Source organism: Marinobacter antarcticus, from assembly GCF_900142385.1.
Taxonomy (GTDB): domain Bacteria; phylum Pseudomonadota; class Gammaproteobacteria; order Pseudomonadales; family Oleiphilaceae; genus Marinobacter; species Marinobacter antarcticus.
On record NZ_FRAQ01000001.1, the window covers coordinates 152,869 to 170,319 of the forward strand.

General features: G+C 55.3%; 16 protein-coding genes. 7 read left to right on the plus strand and 9 right to left on the minus strand.

The features are described from left to right. Positions 1 to 13: 13 nt before the first annotated feature. The gene (locus BUA49_RS00745; protein WP_072794901.1) at positions 14 to 1,993 is read right to left on the minus strand and encodes an ATP-binding cassette domain-containing protein; all 1,980 of its coding nucleotides are present in this window, start codon (positions 1,991 to 1,993) and stop codon (positions 14 to 16) included. Positions 1,994 to 2,039: 46 nt separating this feature from the next. Here BUA49_RS00745 and BUA49_RS00750 point away from each other — a divergent pair, with 46 nt between their 5' ends. The 3 genes from BUA49_RS00750 (at position 2,040) to BUA49_RS00760 (ending at position 3,842) form a co-directional block, all read left to right on the plus strand. Next, a complete protein-coding gene (locus BUA49_RS00750) occupies positions 2,040 to 2,597 on the plus strand; it encodes a TIGR02444 family protein (protein WP_072797532.1) in 558 nt (185 codons plus the stop codon). Beyond that, the gene (locus BUA49_RS00755; protein ID WP_072794902.1) at positions 2,594 to 2,977 is read left to right on the plus strand and encodes a DUF4124 domain-containing protein; all 384 of its coding nucleotides are present in this window, start codon (positions 2,594 to 2,596) and stop codon (positions 2,975 to 2,977) included. Before BUA49_RS00750 ends, BUA49_RS00755 begins: the two co-directional genes overlap by 4 nt. A gap of 148 nt (positions 2,978 to 3,125) precedes the next feature. Beyond that, positions 3,126 to 3,842: an FKBP-type peptidyl-prolyl cis-trans isomerase gene (locus BUA49_RS00760; RefSeq protein ID WP_072794903.1), complete on the plus strand. Its 717-nt coding sequence runs from the start codon at positions 3,126 to 3,128 to the stop codon at positions 3,840 to 3,842. 120 nt (positions 3,843 to 3,962) lie between these two features. Here BUA49_RS00760 and BUA49_RS00765 read toward each other — a convergent pair whose 3' ends face one another. Both BUA49_RS00765 and BUA49_RS00770 read right to left on the minus strand, forming a co-directional pair. Further along, complete coding sequence (locus tag BUA49_RS00765) at positions 3,963 to 4,442, minus strand: Rsd/AlgQ family anti-sigma factor (protein ID WP_072797534.1); 480 nt, start codon at positions 4,440 to 4,442, stop codon at positions 3,963 to 3,965. A 102-nt stretch (positions 4,443 to 4,544) separates the two neighbouring features. Further along, complete coding sequence (locus tag BUA49_RS00770; protein ID WP_139248721.1) at positions 4,545 to 5,051, minus strand: disulfide bond formation protein B; 507 nt, start codon at positions 5,049 to 5,051, stop codon at positions 4,545 to 4,547. A 114-nt stretch (positions 5,052 to 5,165) separates the two neighbouring features. On the opposite strand from BUA49_RS00770, the gene BUA49_RS00775 reads away from it, so the two are divergent. Then, a complete protein-coding gene (locus tag BUA49_RS00775; protein WP_072797536.1) occupies positions 5,166 to 5,609 on the plus strand; it encodes a flagellar basal body-associated FliL family protein in 444 nt (147 codons plus the stop codon). A gap of 6 nt (positions 5,610 to 5,615) precedes the next feature. Here BUA49_RS00775 and rmf read toward each other — a convergent pair whose 3' ends face one another. The 4 genes from rmf to BUA49_RS00795 all read right to left on the minus strand — a co-directional run bounded on the left by rmf (position 5,616) and on the right by BUA49_RS00795 (position 11,750). Next, positions 5,616 to 5,831 carry a ribosome modulation factor gene (gene rmf / locus BUA49_RS00780; protein ID WP_072794905.1) on the minus strand — a complete coding sequence of 72 codons (216 nt, stop codon included), beginning with the start codon at positions 5,829 to 5,831 and terminating at the stop codon, positions 5,616 to 5,618. Positions 5,832 to 5,969: 138 nt separating this feature from the next. Then, positions 5,970 to 7,523, minus strand: coding sequence for a glutamate--cysteine ligase (gene gshA, locus BUA49_RS00785; protein WP_072794906.1), 1,554 nt, complete (start codon positions 7,521 to 7,523; stop codon positions 5,970 to 5,972). 68 nt (positions 7,524 to 7,591) lie between these two features. Continuing rightward, entirely contained in the window at positions 7,592 to 9,964 is a 2,373-nt protein-coding gene (locus BUA49_RS00790; protein ID WP_072794907.1) for a Tex family protein, read from the minus strand. A gap of 49 nt (positions 9,965 to 10,013) precedes the next feature. Further along, positions 10,014 to 11,750 (minus strand): putative bifunctional diguanylate cyclase/phosphodiesterase, encoded by a 1,737-nt coding sequence (locus tag BUA49_RS00795; protein ID WP_072794908.1) that lies wholly within the window; start codon positions 11,748 to 11,750, stop codon positions 10,014 to 10,016. 140 nt (positions 11,751 to 11,890) lie between these two features. Between BUA49_RS00795 and rep the strand changes: the two genes are divergently transcribed. Beyond that, positions 11,891 to 13,909, plus strand: a complete 2,019-nt coding sequence (rep, locus tag BUA49_RS00800; RefSeq protein WP_072794909.1) for a DNA helicase Rep — start codon at positions 11,891 to 11,893, stop codon at positions 13,907 to 13,909. 49 nt (positions 13,910 to 13,958) lie between these two features. Here rep and BUA49_RS00805 read toward each other — a convergent pair whose 3' ends face one another. After that, on the minus strand, positions 13,959 to 14,372 hold the full coding sequence (locus BUA49_RS00805) for a c-type cytochrome (protein ID WP_072794910.1): 414 nt from the start codon (positions 14,370 to 14,372) through the stop codon (positions 13,959 to 13,961). Between the two features lie 198 nt (positions 14,373 to 14,570). Here BUA49_RS00805 and BUA49_RS00810 point away from each other — a divergent pair, with 198 nt between their 5' ends. Both BUA49_RS00810 and BUA49_RS00815 read left to right on the plus strand, forming a co-directional pair. Continuing rightward, positions 14,571 to 14,909, plus strand: a complete 339-nt coding sequence (locus tag BUA49_RS00810; protein WP_072794911.1) for a hypothetical protein — start codon at positions 14,571 to 14,573, stop codon at positions 14,907 to 14,909. 13 nt (positions 14,910 to 14,922) lie between these two features. After that, a complete protein-coding gene (locus BUA49_RS00815) occupies positions 14,923 to 16,047 on the plus strand; it encodes a phospholipase A (protein WP_084063453.1) in 1,125 nt (374 codons plus the stop codon). A gap of 49 nt (positions 16,048 to 16,096) precedes the next feature. Here the strand turns inward: BUA49_RS00815 and BUA49_RS00820 are convergent, their stop codons facing one another. Further along, on the minus strand, positions 16,097 to 17,449 hold the full coding sequence (locus tag BUA49_RS00820; protein ID WP_072794912.1) for a phosphohexomutase domain-containing protein: 1,353 nt from the start codon (positions 17,447 to 17,449) through the stop codon (positions 16,097 to 16,099). Positions 17,450 to 17,451 lie beyond the last annotated feature (2 nt).

The following is a 17,451-nucleotide window of genomic DNA, read 5'->3' on the forward strand; positions in this document are numbered from 1 at the left end:
ACTGGCAGGCTCGCTAGCCCGCCAGCTCCTCCTCCATCGCTTCTACCGTTTCGCTGACATCGAGCCATTCCGCTTCGATTCCCTCAAGACGGGCTTTAGCTTCTGATTGCTTACCCAGCAGCTCCTTTAACCGGCTTTTTGACTCATCATCATACAAATCCGGGTCGACCAGCTCTGACTCCATGTCGCTAAGGGTTTCATGCAGAGATTCCATCTGCTTTTCCAGTGTCGCCTGCTTCTTACGATATGGACTCAACTTCTGCCTTAGAGCCGCTTCCGCCCGCTTACGCACCTTCCGGTCTTCAGCACTTTCTCCAATACCGACTTCTGATTCCGAAGCTGCGATACTGTCATCTGAACTCCCGGCGCCAGCTGATTGCCGCTTCGGCGCCTCGGTATCGTCCTTGCGACGATCCGCCAGCCAGCGCTCATAATCTTCAAGATCACCTTGGTACTCCATAACGCGACCGTCATTAACCAGCCAGAATTCATCGACGGTGTTACGCAGCAGGTGTCTGTCGTGAGACACCACAACAATAGCACCATCAAAATTTTGCAGTGCCATTGTCAGAGCCTGGCGCATTTCCAGATCAAGGTGGTTAGTTGGCTCATCCAGGAGAAGCAGGTTGGGCTTTTGCCAGGCAATAACCGCCAGCGCAACACGGGCCTTTTCACCACCCGAAAAGGAGCGGATGGGGCTTAACGCCTCATTGCCATGAAAATTGAAGCCACCCAGAAAGTTGCGGATGCTCTGTTCAGAGGCCCTGGGCGACAGCCGTTGCAGGTGCAGGAAGGGGCTTGCGTCGAGATCCAGAGATTCCAGCTGGTGCTGGGCAAAATAGCCTATGGCCAGGTTCTCTCCGCATGTCCGCTCACCAGACAGCAATGTGCTTGTTATCCCTTCTTCACCCTGTCCCAGCAACGCATCCATCAAGGTGGATTTACCGGCACCGTTTGGCCCCAGCAAACCAACACGACTGCCCGGCAGAAGGGTCAGGTTGATATTGTCGAGAATCACACTCTCGCCATGCCCAGCCTGCCCATGCCGTATAGAAAGCAGTGGGTTGGAGACCTTGTCTGCCACCGGGAATTGGAAGTTGAACGGTGAATCGATATGAGCGGGGGCAATCTTCTCCATCCGCTCCAGTGATTTTACCCGGCTCTGCGCCTGCCGGGCCTTGGTGGCTTGCGCTTTGAAGCGATCAATAAAACGCTGAATTTCAGCGATTCTCGTTTGCTGCCGCTCGAAACCCGCCTGCTGTTGCGCAAGCCGCTCGCTGCGCTGACCTTCAAACGCTGAGTAATTACCCGTATACAACTCCAGCTTTTGCCGATCAAAATGAACCACATGAGTAGCAACCCGATCCATGAAATCCCGGTCGTGAGAGATAAACAGCAGGGTTCCGTCGAAACGGCGCAGCCAGTTCTCCAGCCACAAGCAGGCATCAAGATCCAGGTGGTTAGTCGGCTCATCCAGCAATAGAAGATCCGATGGCCGCATCAGCGCCTGGGCAAGGTTCAACCGGATCCGCCAGCCGCCGGAAAAAGCTGAAACAGGCCGATCTGCATCCCCATTCTGAAACCCAAGCCCCCGCAGCAGCGACTCGGCACGCCTGGCGGCAGACCAGGCTTCGTGTATATCCAGCTCGCCGTGTATATGAGCAACCGCGTTGTTATCGCCCCGCGCTTCAGCCTGCTGAAGTTCCCGCTCAAGCCGGCGCAAGTCAAGATCACCGTCGAGAACGAAATCTCTGGCACTTCGCCCTGTCGCCTCAACTTCCTGAGCCATATGGGCGATGCGACAGCCGCCGGGAAGTGACACACTGCCTTGCTCTGGTGCCAACTGGCCCAGCAATAACTGAAAGAGGCTGGACTTACCGGCACCATTGGCACCTACAATTGCCACGCGCTGGCCGGATTGCACCGTCAGAGCGACGGAATCTAGCAACCAGACGCCACCCCGTTGTAAACTGAGATCGGTTATCGTTAACATGTTGTCATATAATCAAAGTGAAATTGTCAGGGATGGTTCAGTGCTCATGCAGGTCAGCTTGGAGACCAACCCGAAATTACCGTCAAAACCCATGGCGCTGCCGGACAATCTGGAGCCGGACAATCCGCTTTGGCAGTTTGCACTGACATTCTGGCAGCACTCGCCGGCGCAGGAAACCTGTCTGGCCCTTCAGAATGAAGGCTGGAGCGTAACACGAATTTTATGCGCCGGATGGCTTGCACTGAAAGGCAGGGCGTACACCGGAATTGATGACGCTACGGTAACAGAGTGGCGCGATCGTGTAACCGGCAGCTTGCGTGCCATTCGCACGTCAGTGCCAAAGGCGCAGGCTTCATACAATGCTCTGCGCACAAACCTGGCCGGTCTTGAGCTGGAGTCAGAGCGCATCGAGCTGGCTTTGGCCTGGCGGACTTTAACAGCGCCCAATCCGGAACAGAGCAACATGTATGAACGAAACAATCTGATCCGCCCCAACCTCGCTGCTGCAGCACCGGCATCCGGCACGACCGTGAAAACCACGCAGCTTCTGGGCACACTCTGCGATATTCTCATCGCCTTTCCACAGGGAGACACACAGCCATGATGATCAAATGGCTCGTCCGGCTCTCGTTTCCGGCTCTCGGCCTGCTGTTACTGCTGATGTTTTTCGGCCTGAATGACCCAGACCAGGCTTCAAAACCGGTTGCGGAAGACGCACAGCCCGAAATACCTGCATTTGAGGGCCTGGTGCCTTCTCCGATTCCAACAGAAGGGCCGGATATCGTCTTCAAGTGGCAGGATACAGATGGCAACTGGCATTACGCCGACCAGCCACCACAGCACGGCCCGTGGAACACGCTGGCCATAGAAAGAGCAGATACGGACAGACTTCCTGCCAGAGCATCCAACCCCGAGACTGACTGGCAGTCACCCTATAGCGCGCCCTTCTATCTTGGCCCGAGTGCGGGACGCAATGGGAGCTGACGGCATCTTTGCGGGTACAAGACGGAATCCGCAGCTCCTTAACAGATGTTCAGTGGAATCTGCGCTCTGAACCCGTTACCTTTTCCCCTCTGATAAACACAATGCGTGGGCTATGGCCCACTCCTTACTAACCCAAAAGGATGACGTAATGAAAAAAACGCTGCTTGCACTGGCGATGACCGGCATTGTTGCCGGCTGCTCAACTCCTCCCGAGACTCCGGCGGATCCGAAACTGGACTCTACTGACCAGAAGGTCAGCTATGGCATGGGCCTGGTACTGGGTGAGCGTATGAACAACGACCTCCCGAATCTGCAGATGGATCAGTTTCTTCAGGGGATTCAGCATGGTCACGCCGGCGATGAAGAAGCCAAACGAATGGGCCGTGAGGAAATCCAGAAAGCTCTGATGGAATACCAGCAGTCGCTGCAGGAAGAACAAAGCAAGCAGGTGGAAGAGCTGGCACAGAAAAACCTGGCAGCCGGCGAAGCTTTCCTTGCAGAAAATGCCGAGAGGGACGGTGTCGAAACAACCGAATCCGGCCTTCAGTATGAAGTGCTGGAAGAAGGCAAGGGTGACCAACCGGGCACAACTGATACTGTGCAGGTGCACTACACCGGTGAACTGCTTTCCGGCGAGGTTTTTGACAGCTCCCGTGAACGCGGCGAGCCGGTGACCTTTGCCCTGAACCAGGTTATTCCGGGCTGGACCGAAGGCCTGCAGCTGATGAGCGAAGGTAGCCGCTACAAGCTGTATATCCCTTCTGATCTGGCCTACGGCCCGGGTGGCAACCGCGCTATCGGTCCGAACGAAACCCTGGTTTTTGATGTGGAGCTACTGGCCATTAACCCGGAAGCAAGCAACTAAGCCGTTATGCCCAAGGAGCCTGCATGGCTCCCACCTGTGGCTTCAGCCTGCCTGAAGCCACAAAAAAGCCTCAGACAGCGTTTCCGCTGCTGAGGCTTTTTTGTAACCCCCGGTGTCAGATCACGCAGGTATTACCTTGTCCGCATGCACGTTGTGGAGATGCTCAATCAGAAAATCTTCCATCTCGAAACGGCTTTCCAGAGTTTCGCCCAAAACGGAAAGCTCATCAAACAGCGCCTTCACGTCCTGCTCAGACAGCGCATGCTCACCCAGCTGATCATTGAAATTGAGAGCCACTTCTGTGGTTTTTTCAATGCGCGGATAAACCTTCGCGGCCAGCTCAAGCCCACCGTCATTGAACTCCCGGGCCTCCCTGACCAGTTGTTCGTATATTTCGAAGTGACCGGTAGAGACGTAATCCACCAGCACTTCACAAAGCCGAACGAACTTTTGCCTCAGCGCTTCGGTTTGCGAGAAGTCGCTTTCTCCGGATAAATCGCAGTAGTGAACCAGTAGCTCCTGACGATCCTTGAGCCAACGATCAATGAGTTCGCTGACGCCACCCCAACGCTCCCTGGCATTTCGGCAATTTTCCAACATGACGCCTGCTCTCCGCTTGATAATCCGGCTGTTCAGCCCTGATGCTGACATGTGTTAACTCTGGATTAAGTTAACCCATGCCCGCCGCCGGCCGCAACCGTTTCAGCCAGCGATCCAGCCTTTTGGTTTCCCCCGGTGAAAAAGCATGCCCAGGCCTACAATCACCAGCAAAGCAAAAAAGACAGCTGTCCAACCGGGAATACTCAACCCAAGAAAACGCCAGACCACAGCAGCACAGTCTCCGGTGCCTTTGAGAGCTGTAGAAAGCACTTCCGCCCACGGCAACACTTCAAGCATATAGTCCACAGAGGGACCGCAGGCGGGCACCTGATCAGCCGGCAAGTTCTGCAACCACAGCTGGCGACCTGCCATGCCCAGACCAGCACCGGCCGTTACCGCCAGCAACAGGCCATACACACGCAACCCCAGTTGCCCGGGACCATGCAAAGCTGCCACAAAGCTCACCAGACCCACTCCCATAAAGCCGAAGCGCTGAAGCCAGCACAAAGGACAAGGCTCCAGCCCCATCACATGCTCCATGTAAAACGCTACGCCCAACAATCCGGCACAGACTACAAAAACAACTGCAAAGATTGCTCTTCCTTTCACAAAGTTTCCTCGGTTTTCCACAAATGCTCCGCCGAGCCTGCTATTCTCGGTTAATCCGGCGGAAACGCTGCTGATTTTGTCACTAAACCCTAAACCATGACTAACTGCAAGCTTATGACACCTCAGCCAAAATTCGTTTTATTGAGTATCTTCCTGTTGTTTTCACTGGTCCCCGCCGCCTGGGCGGAAGACGCCGTTCAAGCAGAAGAGGAAACCGCAGAAGAATCAGGCATCACTGATTATATTGCCATGGAGCCGCCGTTCGTAACCCACGTAGGCAGCTCAGACGGCAAGCTGACTTACCTGAAAGCAGCGGTCACCCTGCGAGCTTCCCGGCAGACCACGCGAACGGCTGTTGCGGCTCACATGCCGAGGCTACGCCACGAACTGGTAATGCTGTTTGGTGAGCAGACAGATACGGAAAAGCTGACAACAATGGACGGCCAGCAGGCGCTGCGCGAAGAAGCGAAATCAAGAATAAACGGGGTGCTGGAAGAACAGCAAACCGGCGAAGCTATTACCGGTGTACTGTTTACGGAGTTTGTGGTGCAAAAATAGCGGGCTTCAGGCAATCCGGGAAAACAGGTCATTACCCAAGGCATGCTCTTCCCGGACAACCTCACCTGCATCATCCCAGCCGGCCTCCCAAGCCGCTACGACGACGTCACCGCGATAGGGACAGCGGGTTTTATCCATTCCCATGGAAGCCGCCATATAGCCCTGACGATAGGCTTTATTCAGAGCCTCAACGTCCCATCCGAGCTTGATATCCCTTGCCATGCCAATACTCCCTTTGACTGAAGCTATTGAAGTTAGCACCAGCGTCAGAAAGTGACAAACTTTTGTTCACCTTCTGTGAAACAGGCCTATAAGCGATGCTAACCCGAAGAAGGAGTCAGAGCCAGCAGTCTGCGCCCGTCAGGAACGCAGATACTGTTCAAGAAAGTCACTGAACCCCAGGGTATCCGAGGCCTCTATCCGCCTCTGCTCTGCCAGAGAATCCTTGCTGGCAGCAGTGAACGCAGCATGTACGCTGGCCTCCATGCCTTCCTGCCGGAGTGTGTTCTGGTGTCTCAGCCCCATATCCATGCCCCAGTCACGATGCCCCATCCCGGAAGCCTGCATGGCATCAATAACCCGCGCAGAAGGCACTTGGCTATCACCAGACAGAATTCCTCGCTGGGCCGACAGTGCCTGACGATAAACGTCACCACCATTCCAACCGTCCAGTATTTCTGCCAGTGGCTCGAGCCCATCCAACAATGCCGTAGCCGCTTCACCGATGGGCGTACGCCCGCCATCCCGGCACAGCGTTAACTCGCGATCACGACCTCTGGCGACAACATCTTTGTAGTTGTCGTCCAGCATGCTGCATTCGGCATCATCGATCCGCGGAGACTCTGACAGCAAGCAGTCCAGCAGGAAGAGATCGAGGAAGTCGACCTGAGCCTCATTGACACCTACCGGGGAGAACGGATCCAGATCCAGGCATCGCACCTCAACATATTCCACACCGCGGGCATCGAGCGCCTGAATCGGCTTTTCTCCACTTTGAGCAGTACGTTTAGGACGCACGGCGCTGTAGTACTCGTTTTCTATTTGCAGCACGCTGGTATTGATCTGGATAAATTCGCCATTACGCTGGGTGCCTATGGTTTCATAGGCTGGCCAGTTGGTATGAATGGCCCGATCCAGAGTCTGGGTGTAGGTACTGAGCTTGTTGAAGCAGATGTTCAGCGAAGACTGGGCATTGTTGTGATAACCCAGATCGCCCATACGCAAAGAAGTAGCGTGTTTACCAAACCAACTGCGACCATCAAAACGGCCGAGGTCGTGACGCACTCCGGCAACAAAACTCGCATCCAGGGCCGGCGATGCGCCGAACAACAGCATCAGCAACCAGCTTCTGCGGCGGAAATTGCGAATCAACCAGAAATACTGATCAGACTTGAAATCCTTCATGCTTTGCTGGTCGCCGAGCGCGCTCTGCCAGATGTCCCAGAAGCTGTCCGGTAAGGAGAGGTTGTAGTGAGCTCCGGCAATGCTTTGCATCATGCGCCCGTATCGCACTGCCAGTCCCTGACGATAAACGTGCTTAAGGCGCCCGATATTTGAAGAACCATACTCGGCAATGGGAATGCTGGCATCACCATCCAGCTCACAGGGCATACTGGCCGGCCAGAAAACTTCATCACCCAGGTTCTGCTGAACGAAGCGATGGGTATTGCGCAGCGACTCCAGCATCTCGGAAGTACTGCTACACACCGGCGTAATCAGTTCCAGAAGGGACTCAGAATAGTCCGTTGTAATGGACGGGTGCGTGAGCGCAGAGCCCAGGGCCTCTGGGTGTGGCGTCTGCGCAATGAACCCGTTGCGGTCGACGCGCAAACCTTCTTTTTCTACCCCTTTCAGAAATCCGTTCCAGTCGCTGGCTGCGAACTGGCGGAACACAGAATGGCGGGATTCGGCCATGATTGACTCCTGCTGCAGCCAGCTATGCCTTGTGAGCGACGCCGGCTGGTGGAAATAGTTGAAACCGCTTAACGCTTATCCTTGCGGGCTGACGCAAACGCCTGAGCCAGTGCGCCTGCCATGGCACCCGGATCAGCGCCTTTGTTCTGGCCCCGGGGCGCTGACTTGGCTTTGGACTTACCCGCCTGTTGCCCACTTGGCATGCCGGCAGTTTGGCCGCCCGCCGCCCGGCCCGAAGCTGACCGCTTTGAATCCGCTTTTTCACCTGGCTGGTCATCCATTCGCATGGACAACGCAATCCGTTTACGGGGGATGTCTACATCCATGACTTTAACCTTCACGATATCCCCTGCCTTGACCACTTCACGAGGGTCTTTCACGAAGGTGTGAGAAAGCGCGGAAATATGCACCAACCCATCCTGATGCACGCCTATGTCCACAAATGCTCCAAAGTTGGTGACATTGGTAACGGACCCCTCAAGCACCATGCCGGGCTCAAGATCGCCAAGGGTTTCCACGCCTTCTTCAAAACTTGCAAAACGAAACTCCGGGCGCGGATCCCGGCCGGGCTTCTCAAGCTCGGAGAGAATATCCTGGATGGTAGGCACACCGAACTGATCTGTTACGTAATCCTGGGGATTCAGACCACGCAAGAACGCTGCATCGCCAACAATACCCTCAACTTTCCGATTATTCTTTGCTGCAATACCCTCAACCACCCCATAGGCCTCAGGATGCACAGATGACCGGTCCAGTGGATTCTCTCCGCTGGCGATACGCAGGAAGCCAGCTGCCTGCTCAAAGGTGCGGGCACCCAGTCGGGAAACCTTTAACAGCTGCTTGCGGTTACGGAACATACCGTTCTGGTTGCGGTACTCGATGATGTTCTGCGCGATGGTCTGGTTCAGACCCGACACTCTTGCCAATAAGGGTGTCGATGCCGTATTCAGGTCGACGCCGACACCGTTGACACAATCCTCCACTACAGCATCCAGGCTGCGTGAGAGCTGAACCTGGGATACGTCGTGCTGGTACTGGCCAACACCAATGGATTTCGGTTCGATCTTGACCAGCTCGGCCAGCGGATCCTGCAACCGACGGGCAATGGAGACAGCTCCACGAATGGTCACGTCCAGATCCGGCAGCTCTTTGGAGGCAAATTCTGAGGCGGAATAGATCGAAGCACCGGACTCACTCACAACGATGCGCGCCAGCTTGAGTTCCGGATAGCGCTTGCTCAGATCCCCCACCAGCTTCTCCGTCTCACGGGAGGCTGTGCCGTTGCCGATGGCAACCAGCTCAATGCGGTATTCACGACACCAGGCTGCGAGCTTTTCGATGGAGCTGTCCCACTGGTTCTTGGGCGCGTGGGGGAAGATAGCGCCATGTCCTGCAACCTGGCCGGTACCATCAATAACGGCTACCTTTACACCCGTGCGCAGGCCGGGATCCAGCCCCAGAGTCGGGCGCGGCCCGGCAGGCGCCAACAACAGCAGGTCTTTCAGATTGGCCGCAAAAACGTTGATGGCCTCGGTTTCAGCTGCTTCACGCACCTGGGACATGAGATCTGTCTCGATCTGCGTAGACAGCTTTACCCGCCAGGTCCAGCGCACCACCTCTGACAGCCATTTGTCAGCAGGGCGACCGTTATCCCGGATGTTCCAGCGCGCAGCGATACGTTGCTCTGCGGGATGCGGCTGGCGCCGGTCATCATCCACATCACCCACAACCAGAGCGTAAGAGAGGATACCTTCATTGCGTCCACGCAAAATCGCCAGAGCCCGATGCGAAGGCACTTTCTTCAACGGTTCTACATAATCAAAATAATCACGGAACTTGGCACCTTCGTTTTCCTTGCCTGCAATAACCGTGACTTTCAACTGCCCTTGCTGCCAGATAAAGTTTCGCAGTTCGCCCAAGAGTTCCGCATCTTCGGCAAAACGCTCCATCAGGACATAACGGGCACCGTCGAGGGCGGCTTTGGTATCGGCAACACCCGCATCCGCGTTGATATAGCCTTCAGCCACGGTTTCCGGATCCAGAGCCGGATTTCCATACAAAGCGTCAGCCAGAGGTTCCAGGCCCGCTTCCCGGGCAATCTGAGCTTTGGTGCGGCGTTTGGGCTTAAAGGGTAGGTAAAGATCTTCCAGGCGATTCTTGGCATCCGCACTCAGGATGCTGGCGCGCAATTCGTCGGTCAGTTTGCCCTGCTCTTCAATGCTTTTGAGGATAGTGCCGCGACGGTCTTCCAGCTCTCTGAGATAGCGCAGGCGTTCCTCAAGCGTGCGCAGCTGGCTGTCATCCAGCGAGCCTGTTACCTCTTTGCGGTACCGGGCAATAAACGGAACGGTGGAACCTTCGTCCAGCAGGGCGACGGTGGCATTAACCTGTTGCTCACGTACGCCGAGTTCGTCAGCGATTCGCCTGGAGATACTGTTCATGCAACCTCTGTTTGATGCGTGTCGGATAAAGCAGCAAAGGTACAGCGGCTTACAGTTGCAGGCAAGCGGACTCGCCACGCTTGTTCAGGAATTGCACAAGGTCGGCCCAGGGCATGGGGCGCGCATAGAAGTAACCCTGAATTTCATCGCAGTGTTGCTGACGCAGAAACTCCAGCTGGCTTTCCGTCTCAACGCCCTCGGCCACCACACTGATCTGGAGGCTGTGCGCCAGGCTGATAATCGCCCGGATAATATGCTCGGCGTCCGCAGACTCGCCCAGAGCCTGCACAAACGATTTGTCGATTTTAACCAGTGAGATCGGCAGGTGCTGGAGATTGCTGAGAGAAGAAAAACCTGTGCCAAAGTCATCAAGCGCGAAACTGATACCCAGCTGATTGAGCTCACGCAGGCAGCGTTGCGCGTATTCAGGATCGTGCATCATGGCACTTTCCGTCAGCTCCAGCTCCAGCAAGCTGGTATCTACATTGGCGTTGAAGATGATCCGGAATATGGTTTCTGTCATCTTGCGGTCGTGGAACTGCCGGAACGAGAGATTGACGGCAAACACCAGCCCGGGAAACCCGAGCTCAGCGGACTCCTGCAGGCGCTTGCAGGCCTGCTCTATTACCCAGTAACCGATAGGAACAATCAGGCCACTGCGCTCTGCAACGGGGATGAACTCGTCCGGCCCAACCAGGCCACGCTCCGGGTGGTTCCAGCGCAACAGACACTCAACGCCACGCACGTCATTACTGGCCAGATCAATTCTTGGCTGATAATACAGCTCCAGCTCATTGCCTCTGAGCGCGTTGCGAAGATCCGCTTCCAGCCTGAGCTGGTAGCCGGCAGAAATATGCAGCTGGCGATCGTAAAAGCGATAGCTGGTGCCCGGATCCCGCTTGGCCTCAAACATCGCCCGGTTAGCCCTGCGCATGAGATTTTCGGGACTGTCTCCGGCCTCCGGATACGTAGCCACCCCCAAGCTGGCACTGACAACAACACTCTTGCCATCAATCGTTACCGGCTCATCCAGGGCATTGACTACTTTTCGTATGATCTGTGTGATATCCAGTGAGTCTTCTATTTTTTCAACGATAATGGCCAGCTCGTCACCGCCAATGCGCATCAGGGAATCCACGCGGCGCAGCCCCTGTCGGACCTGAGCGGCTACCATGATCATCAGCTGATCACTTTTCTGGTAGCCGAAGGTCTCATTAATGCTGCGAAAATCATCGATATTCAGATGCAACAACGCCAGCCGGTAACCACCCCGTTGGGCCCTGAGCAGGGCTTGCTGCAGCCTGTCGAAGAACAGATCCCGGTTAATAAATCCGCTTGCGACTCCCCGGCCCAGCTGGCTGTGCGCCGAATTAGCAAGTTGCTCGCGATACCAAAGGCACTTCACCGCCCGACGAAAGCTCCAGCGATCAAGCTCCTGAAAGCTCACATAATCTGCCGCACCACCGGAAAGCAATTCCGGCGCCCGCTCGCGCGGAGTTTCAGCACTCAGTGCCAGAACCGGACGGCCACCACTGGCAACGGCCAGGTACTGCAAAAAGGCGGTTTCTGACCCACCATGAAACACGCAGTTCCAGACAATAATGTCGAACTTTGCATTGCGAATCAGGTCGTCACAATCCACCAGATCCGGGCACCAGGTCGAATCCGGGCTTATCTCAGAATCGCCTTTCAGCAGTGCGCTAAGCCAGAGAAAATCGGCATAATCCGGCGTCAGAACCAGAACGCGAAGCTGGTCATGTCCGACAGTTTCCAGTGGCAAGGTCATTAAGCAGAATCCATGGGTGCGTGAGCAATAAATCCGTTCTTATAAAAGGATAGCTGATAGATCGACAAGGTACAGTCAGGCTGGTGTAGACTGTTGTCTTACCGAAAGTTCCCGTCTCAATCCATTCTGGCAGTGTATTTGTGAACAAACTTAACCCGCGACAAAATGAAGCTGTTCGCTACACCGATGGCCCGCTTTTGGTTCTTGCCGGTGCAGGCAGTGGCAAGACCAGCGTAATCACCCGGAAAATTGCCTATCTGATTGAGCACCTTGGCATCCCGGGGCGCCATATCGCCGCTGTTACATTCACCAATAAAGCCGCCCGCGAGATGAAAGAGCGTGTGGGCCGGATTGTAGACCGCAAACTGGCCCGCGGGCTGATAGTGTCCACCTTCCACAATCTCGGGCTGAACATGATCCGGGAAGAGTACACCCACCTTGGCTATCACCCCGGCTTCTCCATCTTTGACGCGGAAGATGCCAAAGCCCTGCTACGGGACTTGATGCTCAGAGAGGCCAGTGCCGACGCCGGCGATGAACTCAACGATGTCCAGATGACCATTTCGTCGTGGAAGAGTGCCATGCGCGGGCCCGCAGAAGCATACAGCAAAGCTGAGGATGAGCGGGAGCAACGCATTGCCATCGTATACAAACATTATAGCGAGTACCTGAAGGCATACAATGCCGTTGACTTTGACGACCTTATTCTGCTCCCGGTGCAACTCTTTCGCACCAACCCCGAGGTGCTTGCAAAATGGCGTAGAAAAATACGCTATATGCTGGTGGACGAGTACCAGGATACCAACTTGTGCCAGTATGAACTGGTAAAGATGCTGGTTGCTGAGCGTGCTGCATTCACTGTTGTTGGTGACGACGATCAGTCGATTTACGCTTGGCGGGGCGCACGGCCGGAAAATCTGGCGCAGCTAAAGGAAGACTTCCCAAGCCTGAAAATTGTAAAGCTGGAACAAAACTATCGCTCCACTTCGCGCATTCTGCGCAGCGCCAATACGGTCATCGCCAATAACCCCCACGTATTCGAAAAAGCTCTGTGGAGCGACCACACCATTGGCGACGAGATCCGCATTGTCCGTTGCCGTAACGAAGACGCCGAAACCGAGCGGGTGGCCACCGAAATTCTCGACCAGAAACTGAAGAAGGGGCTGGGGTTCAGGGACTTTGCCGTGCTTTACCGGGGCAATCACCAGGCCCGCCTGTTGGAAATGAAACTACAGGCCTACCAGATTCCCTATCGCATCTCAGGGGGCCAGTCGTTTTTCTCTAAAAACGAGATCAAGGACGCGATGTCCTATCTGCGCCTGCTGATTAACCCGGATGACAACGCCGCTTTTCTGCGGGTAGTGAATGTACCTCGGCGCGAAATCGGCCCGCGCACGCTCGAGCAACTCAGCCACTATGCCCGTGCCCGCGACGTCAGCCTGTTCCGGGCACTGAGCGATATGGGCGCAGAAACTCATGTAACCGAGAAAGGCCTGGACCGGCTGCGGCGGTTCGCCCACTGGGTGGATGCAACCTGTGAGTGCCTGCACGGTGAAAACCCTGTACCCGTGATCAAACAGCTGTTCACAGATATTGAATATGAAGAGTGGCTACACCAGAACTCCGGTACGCCAAAACAAGCCGAGCGCCGCATGGAGAACATCTGGTATCTGGTGGACTCGATCCAGAGGATGCTGGACGACGGCAAGGGAACCGCCGATGAGCTGGGAATAGAAGATGCCATCACAAAGCTGATTCTGCGCGACATGATGGAACAACGGGAAGAAGAGGATGACAGCGACAAGGTACAACTGCTGACACTTCACGCGTCCAAGGGCCTGGAGTTCCCTCATGTGTTTATTCTGGGGCTGGAGGAGGAAATCCTGCCACACAGATCCAGTATCGAAGAAGGCAATATCGAAGAAGAGCGGCGGTTGATGTATGTGGGAATTACCCGCGCAAAAGAAACTCTGACCCTGACCTACGCCGCCCAGCGCAGGCAGTATGGGGAAAAGCTCGAAACCATTCCCAGCCGGTTTCTGGATGAACTCCCGGAGGACGACGTACACTGGGAGGGTACCGGAGACCTGGATGTCGAAGCCAATCAGAAAAAGGGCAAGGCGACACTAAGCGCTCTTCTTGGTGATTTAGGGCTCTGAAAGCAAAAACCCCGCAACTGCGGGGTTTTTGACGGCAAGAGCGCAGGATTTACTTGCTCTCTGCCACCATGTGCTCCACTGCAGCCTGGATTTCCTCATCCGGGCAGCTGGCGCAACCGCCCTTGGCGGGCATAGCGTTGAAGCCATTGAGGGCGTGAGTGATCAGGGTTTCTATGCCCTGGTCGATGCGAGGAGCCCAGGCTCCAGCATCACCGATTACCGGTGCGCCAGCAGCGCCTGTGGTATGACATGCCATGCACACGGCACCGTAAACTTCGCTGCCGGAACGAGGTCCGGAGCTGGCTGTTTCAGTAACTGCTGCGGCCTCACCACACGCATCACCCTGCAGGCATACTTCACCGACCGGCTGGATACGCGCACGGATTTCGTCTTCAACACTTGCCATAACGGCGCCGGCAGTGATGCCAAAACCGAGCAATACAACAGCCAGGACTCTCTTCATCTTCACAATGCACCTCGCATTTGAGCGTTATAATCTTTGGTTGCCGCATTATAGCGACTGAACCCCGGCAAAAAAACCGAATAGCAAAATCATAAATTGATTTCCACCGTTTTTATTGCCATTTCGTTAGCGTGGAGACTCTTTCATGGCATCCGGTTACCATGTCGCAGCTTACCCCAGAAATTCAGGATCAGATTCATGAACAACCCGGATAAACCCTCCCCGCACCCACTGCGTAAAACACTTGTGATTACAGAGTTCAGCGCGTTGGCAGTGCTACTGGCATCCATGGGCTGGTTCTCCAGCCAGACGGACAACGGCCATAGTATCAACCCGGCGTGGCTCCTGATACCCGCGCTCGCAAGCCTTGCCGTTTTCCTGAGCTTCATTGGCCTTATGTATCTGCGGTGGATTGTAGCGGCAAGTGCTGACAACCAGCTTCGACACAAAATCGTTTTTTCGTTATTGGCAGTTACCCTGATTGGCGTCTGGGTTTACGGTATTGCCAACACATGGCTCAGCCTCAATGCAGCATAGAGAGATTCGAAGTATGCACAAATGCCCCAATGCCCGGGCCTCGAAGGCCGCTACGCTGGCACTGCTGTGGCCTGCGCTGACGATTGCACAGGAAACCATACCGGCAGACGACCGCCAAACCACTTCTCTTGAAGAGTGCGCTCTGATTCGGGAGGGCGTGCAGCGCCTGGCCTGCTACGATTCTTTCAACGATCCACAAACGGCCCGTGACCAGGCAAACGAGCAGGACGTTGAGGATGCCGAGCAGGCAGCAGATACATTAGCTCCTGACAGGAAAAGCCAGGAGCAGGTGGCTGAGGGCTCCGGCGAGGATGACCCCGACAGTGGCGTGATGAACAATATGGTGGATCAATACGTTACTGCTGAGAAAGCGCTGTTTTCGTTTTCTGGTAGTTTCATAAGCTATAAGCCTACTTATATCATGCCAATCACCTGGGTCGCAGACCCGAATACGGTGCCAACCAACCCCAGGCTGGGTGCTACCACTTACGATTACGAGCTTGAGAACGAGGAGGCCAAATACCAGATCAGCTTCAAGGTTCCACTATTGACTGGCTGGCTGGCCGATCGCACAACATTATGGTTCGGTTATACCCAGCGTTCTTTCTGGCAGGTTTATAATCAGGAGGATTCCGCCCCTTTCCGGGAGACCAACTACGAACCCGAGATTTTTCTGCGCCACCAGGCGAACTGGAACCTCGGTGCAGCAACACTGAGCGGTATGACGATTGGCATTAACCATCAATCCAACGGCCAGTCGGAACCGCGCTCACGGAGCTGGAACCGGATTATTGCAAGCGCCGGCTTCACCTATGGGCGCTGGCTGTTCGTTGTGCAGCCCTGGTACCGGATTCCGGAGAACAGTAAAGATGATAATGCAGACATTGAGCGTTATCTGGGACATGCCGATTACAACTTCGTTTATAAGCTTTCCGAGGACCGGACGCTTTCACTGAAGCTGCTAAACAACCTGCGCTCGGACAATCACACCTCGGTGGAGTTTGGTTACAGCTTTCCGCTAGGGGATACGATCAAGGGGTTTTTCCAGTACTACAACGGGTATGGGGAGAGCCTGATTGACTACAATCATCGGACTGAGCGGTTCGGGCTTGGAATTATGCTGAAAGACTGGCTTTAAGTTTGGAGCTAAGCCGAGGTGCCGGCACCCCGGCCCCCATCAATAGCTGTTACTTATTCAAGCGCTCCATTTCTGCAAGCAACTCTTCTGTCTTCGCTTTCATCAGAGGTATGTCACCACGGGTTTCCACGTTCAGGCGAACGACGGGTTCCGTGTTGGACATGCGCAGGTTAAAGCGCCAGTTGTCGAATTCGACGCTGAGGCCGTCTACGTAGCTGACGCTTTTTGCGCCGGCTCCGTATTTTTCCTCGATGGCTGCGATCACCTTGGGAGGATCAGCGATGGTGCGGTTGATTTCGCCACTGGCCGGATAGGCTTCAATACGGGCATCGATCAGGGATGAGAACGGCTTGCCGGACTGGCACAGGCGTTCGGCGATCAGCAACCAGGGAATCATGCCGCTGTCGCAGTAGGCGAAATCCCGGAAGTAGTGGTGAGCGCTCATTTCCCCGCCGTAAACCGCGTCTTCGTCTCGCATGCGTTGCTTGATGAAGGCATGGCCGGTTTTGCTTTCGATGGCTTCGCCGCCGGCGGCTTTTACCAGGTCCTGGGTATTCCAGATCAACCTCGGGTCGTGGATGACCTTGCCGGGGCCGGTTTTGCGCAGGAACTGATCAGCCAGCAGGCCGACAATGTAATAGCCTTCAATAAACCGACCGTTCTCATCAAAGAAGAAGCAGCGGTCGTAATCACCATCCCAGGCGATCCCCATAGCTGCACCGTGTTCGATTACAGCATCGGCTGTGGCAGCGCGATTCTCTTCGAGGATGGGGTTGGGCACCCCATGGGGGAAGTTACCGTCTGGCTGATGGTGCACTTTGATGAATTCGAAAGGCAGGTGCTTTTCGAGTTGATCGATCACCAGGCCCGCACCGCCGTTGCCGGCGTTGACGACAAGTTTCAAGGGGCGCAGGGCAGCCGCGTCAACGTACCCCAAGAGGTGGTCTATGTAAGCCCTGGTGACTTCCAATGTTTCATATTTGCCCTGTACCGGCGCGTCAGCAAAGGGCTCGCGCACCCGGTCGCGAATATCGTTCAGACCATTATCGGAGCTGATCGGGCGGGATTCCGGCCCCACCATTTTCATGCCGTTATGATTTCTGGGGTTGTGGCTGGCGGTGACCATGATGCCGCCGTCCATTTCATAATGGCTGGTGGCGAAATACACCTGTTCGGTACCACACAAACCTATATCGAACACATCCGCACCCGCTGCCATAAGTCCGGAGCTCAGGGCTTTGGTGATTTCCGGGCTTGAGAGGCGAATGTCATAGCCGACAATGACTTTTTTAGCGCCAGTGATTTCCACATAGGCACGGCCGATGAGCTCGGCCAAAGCTGGGTTCAACTGCTCCGGCACACTGCCGCGCAGGTCATAGGCTTTAAAGCAGGACAGATCCATCG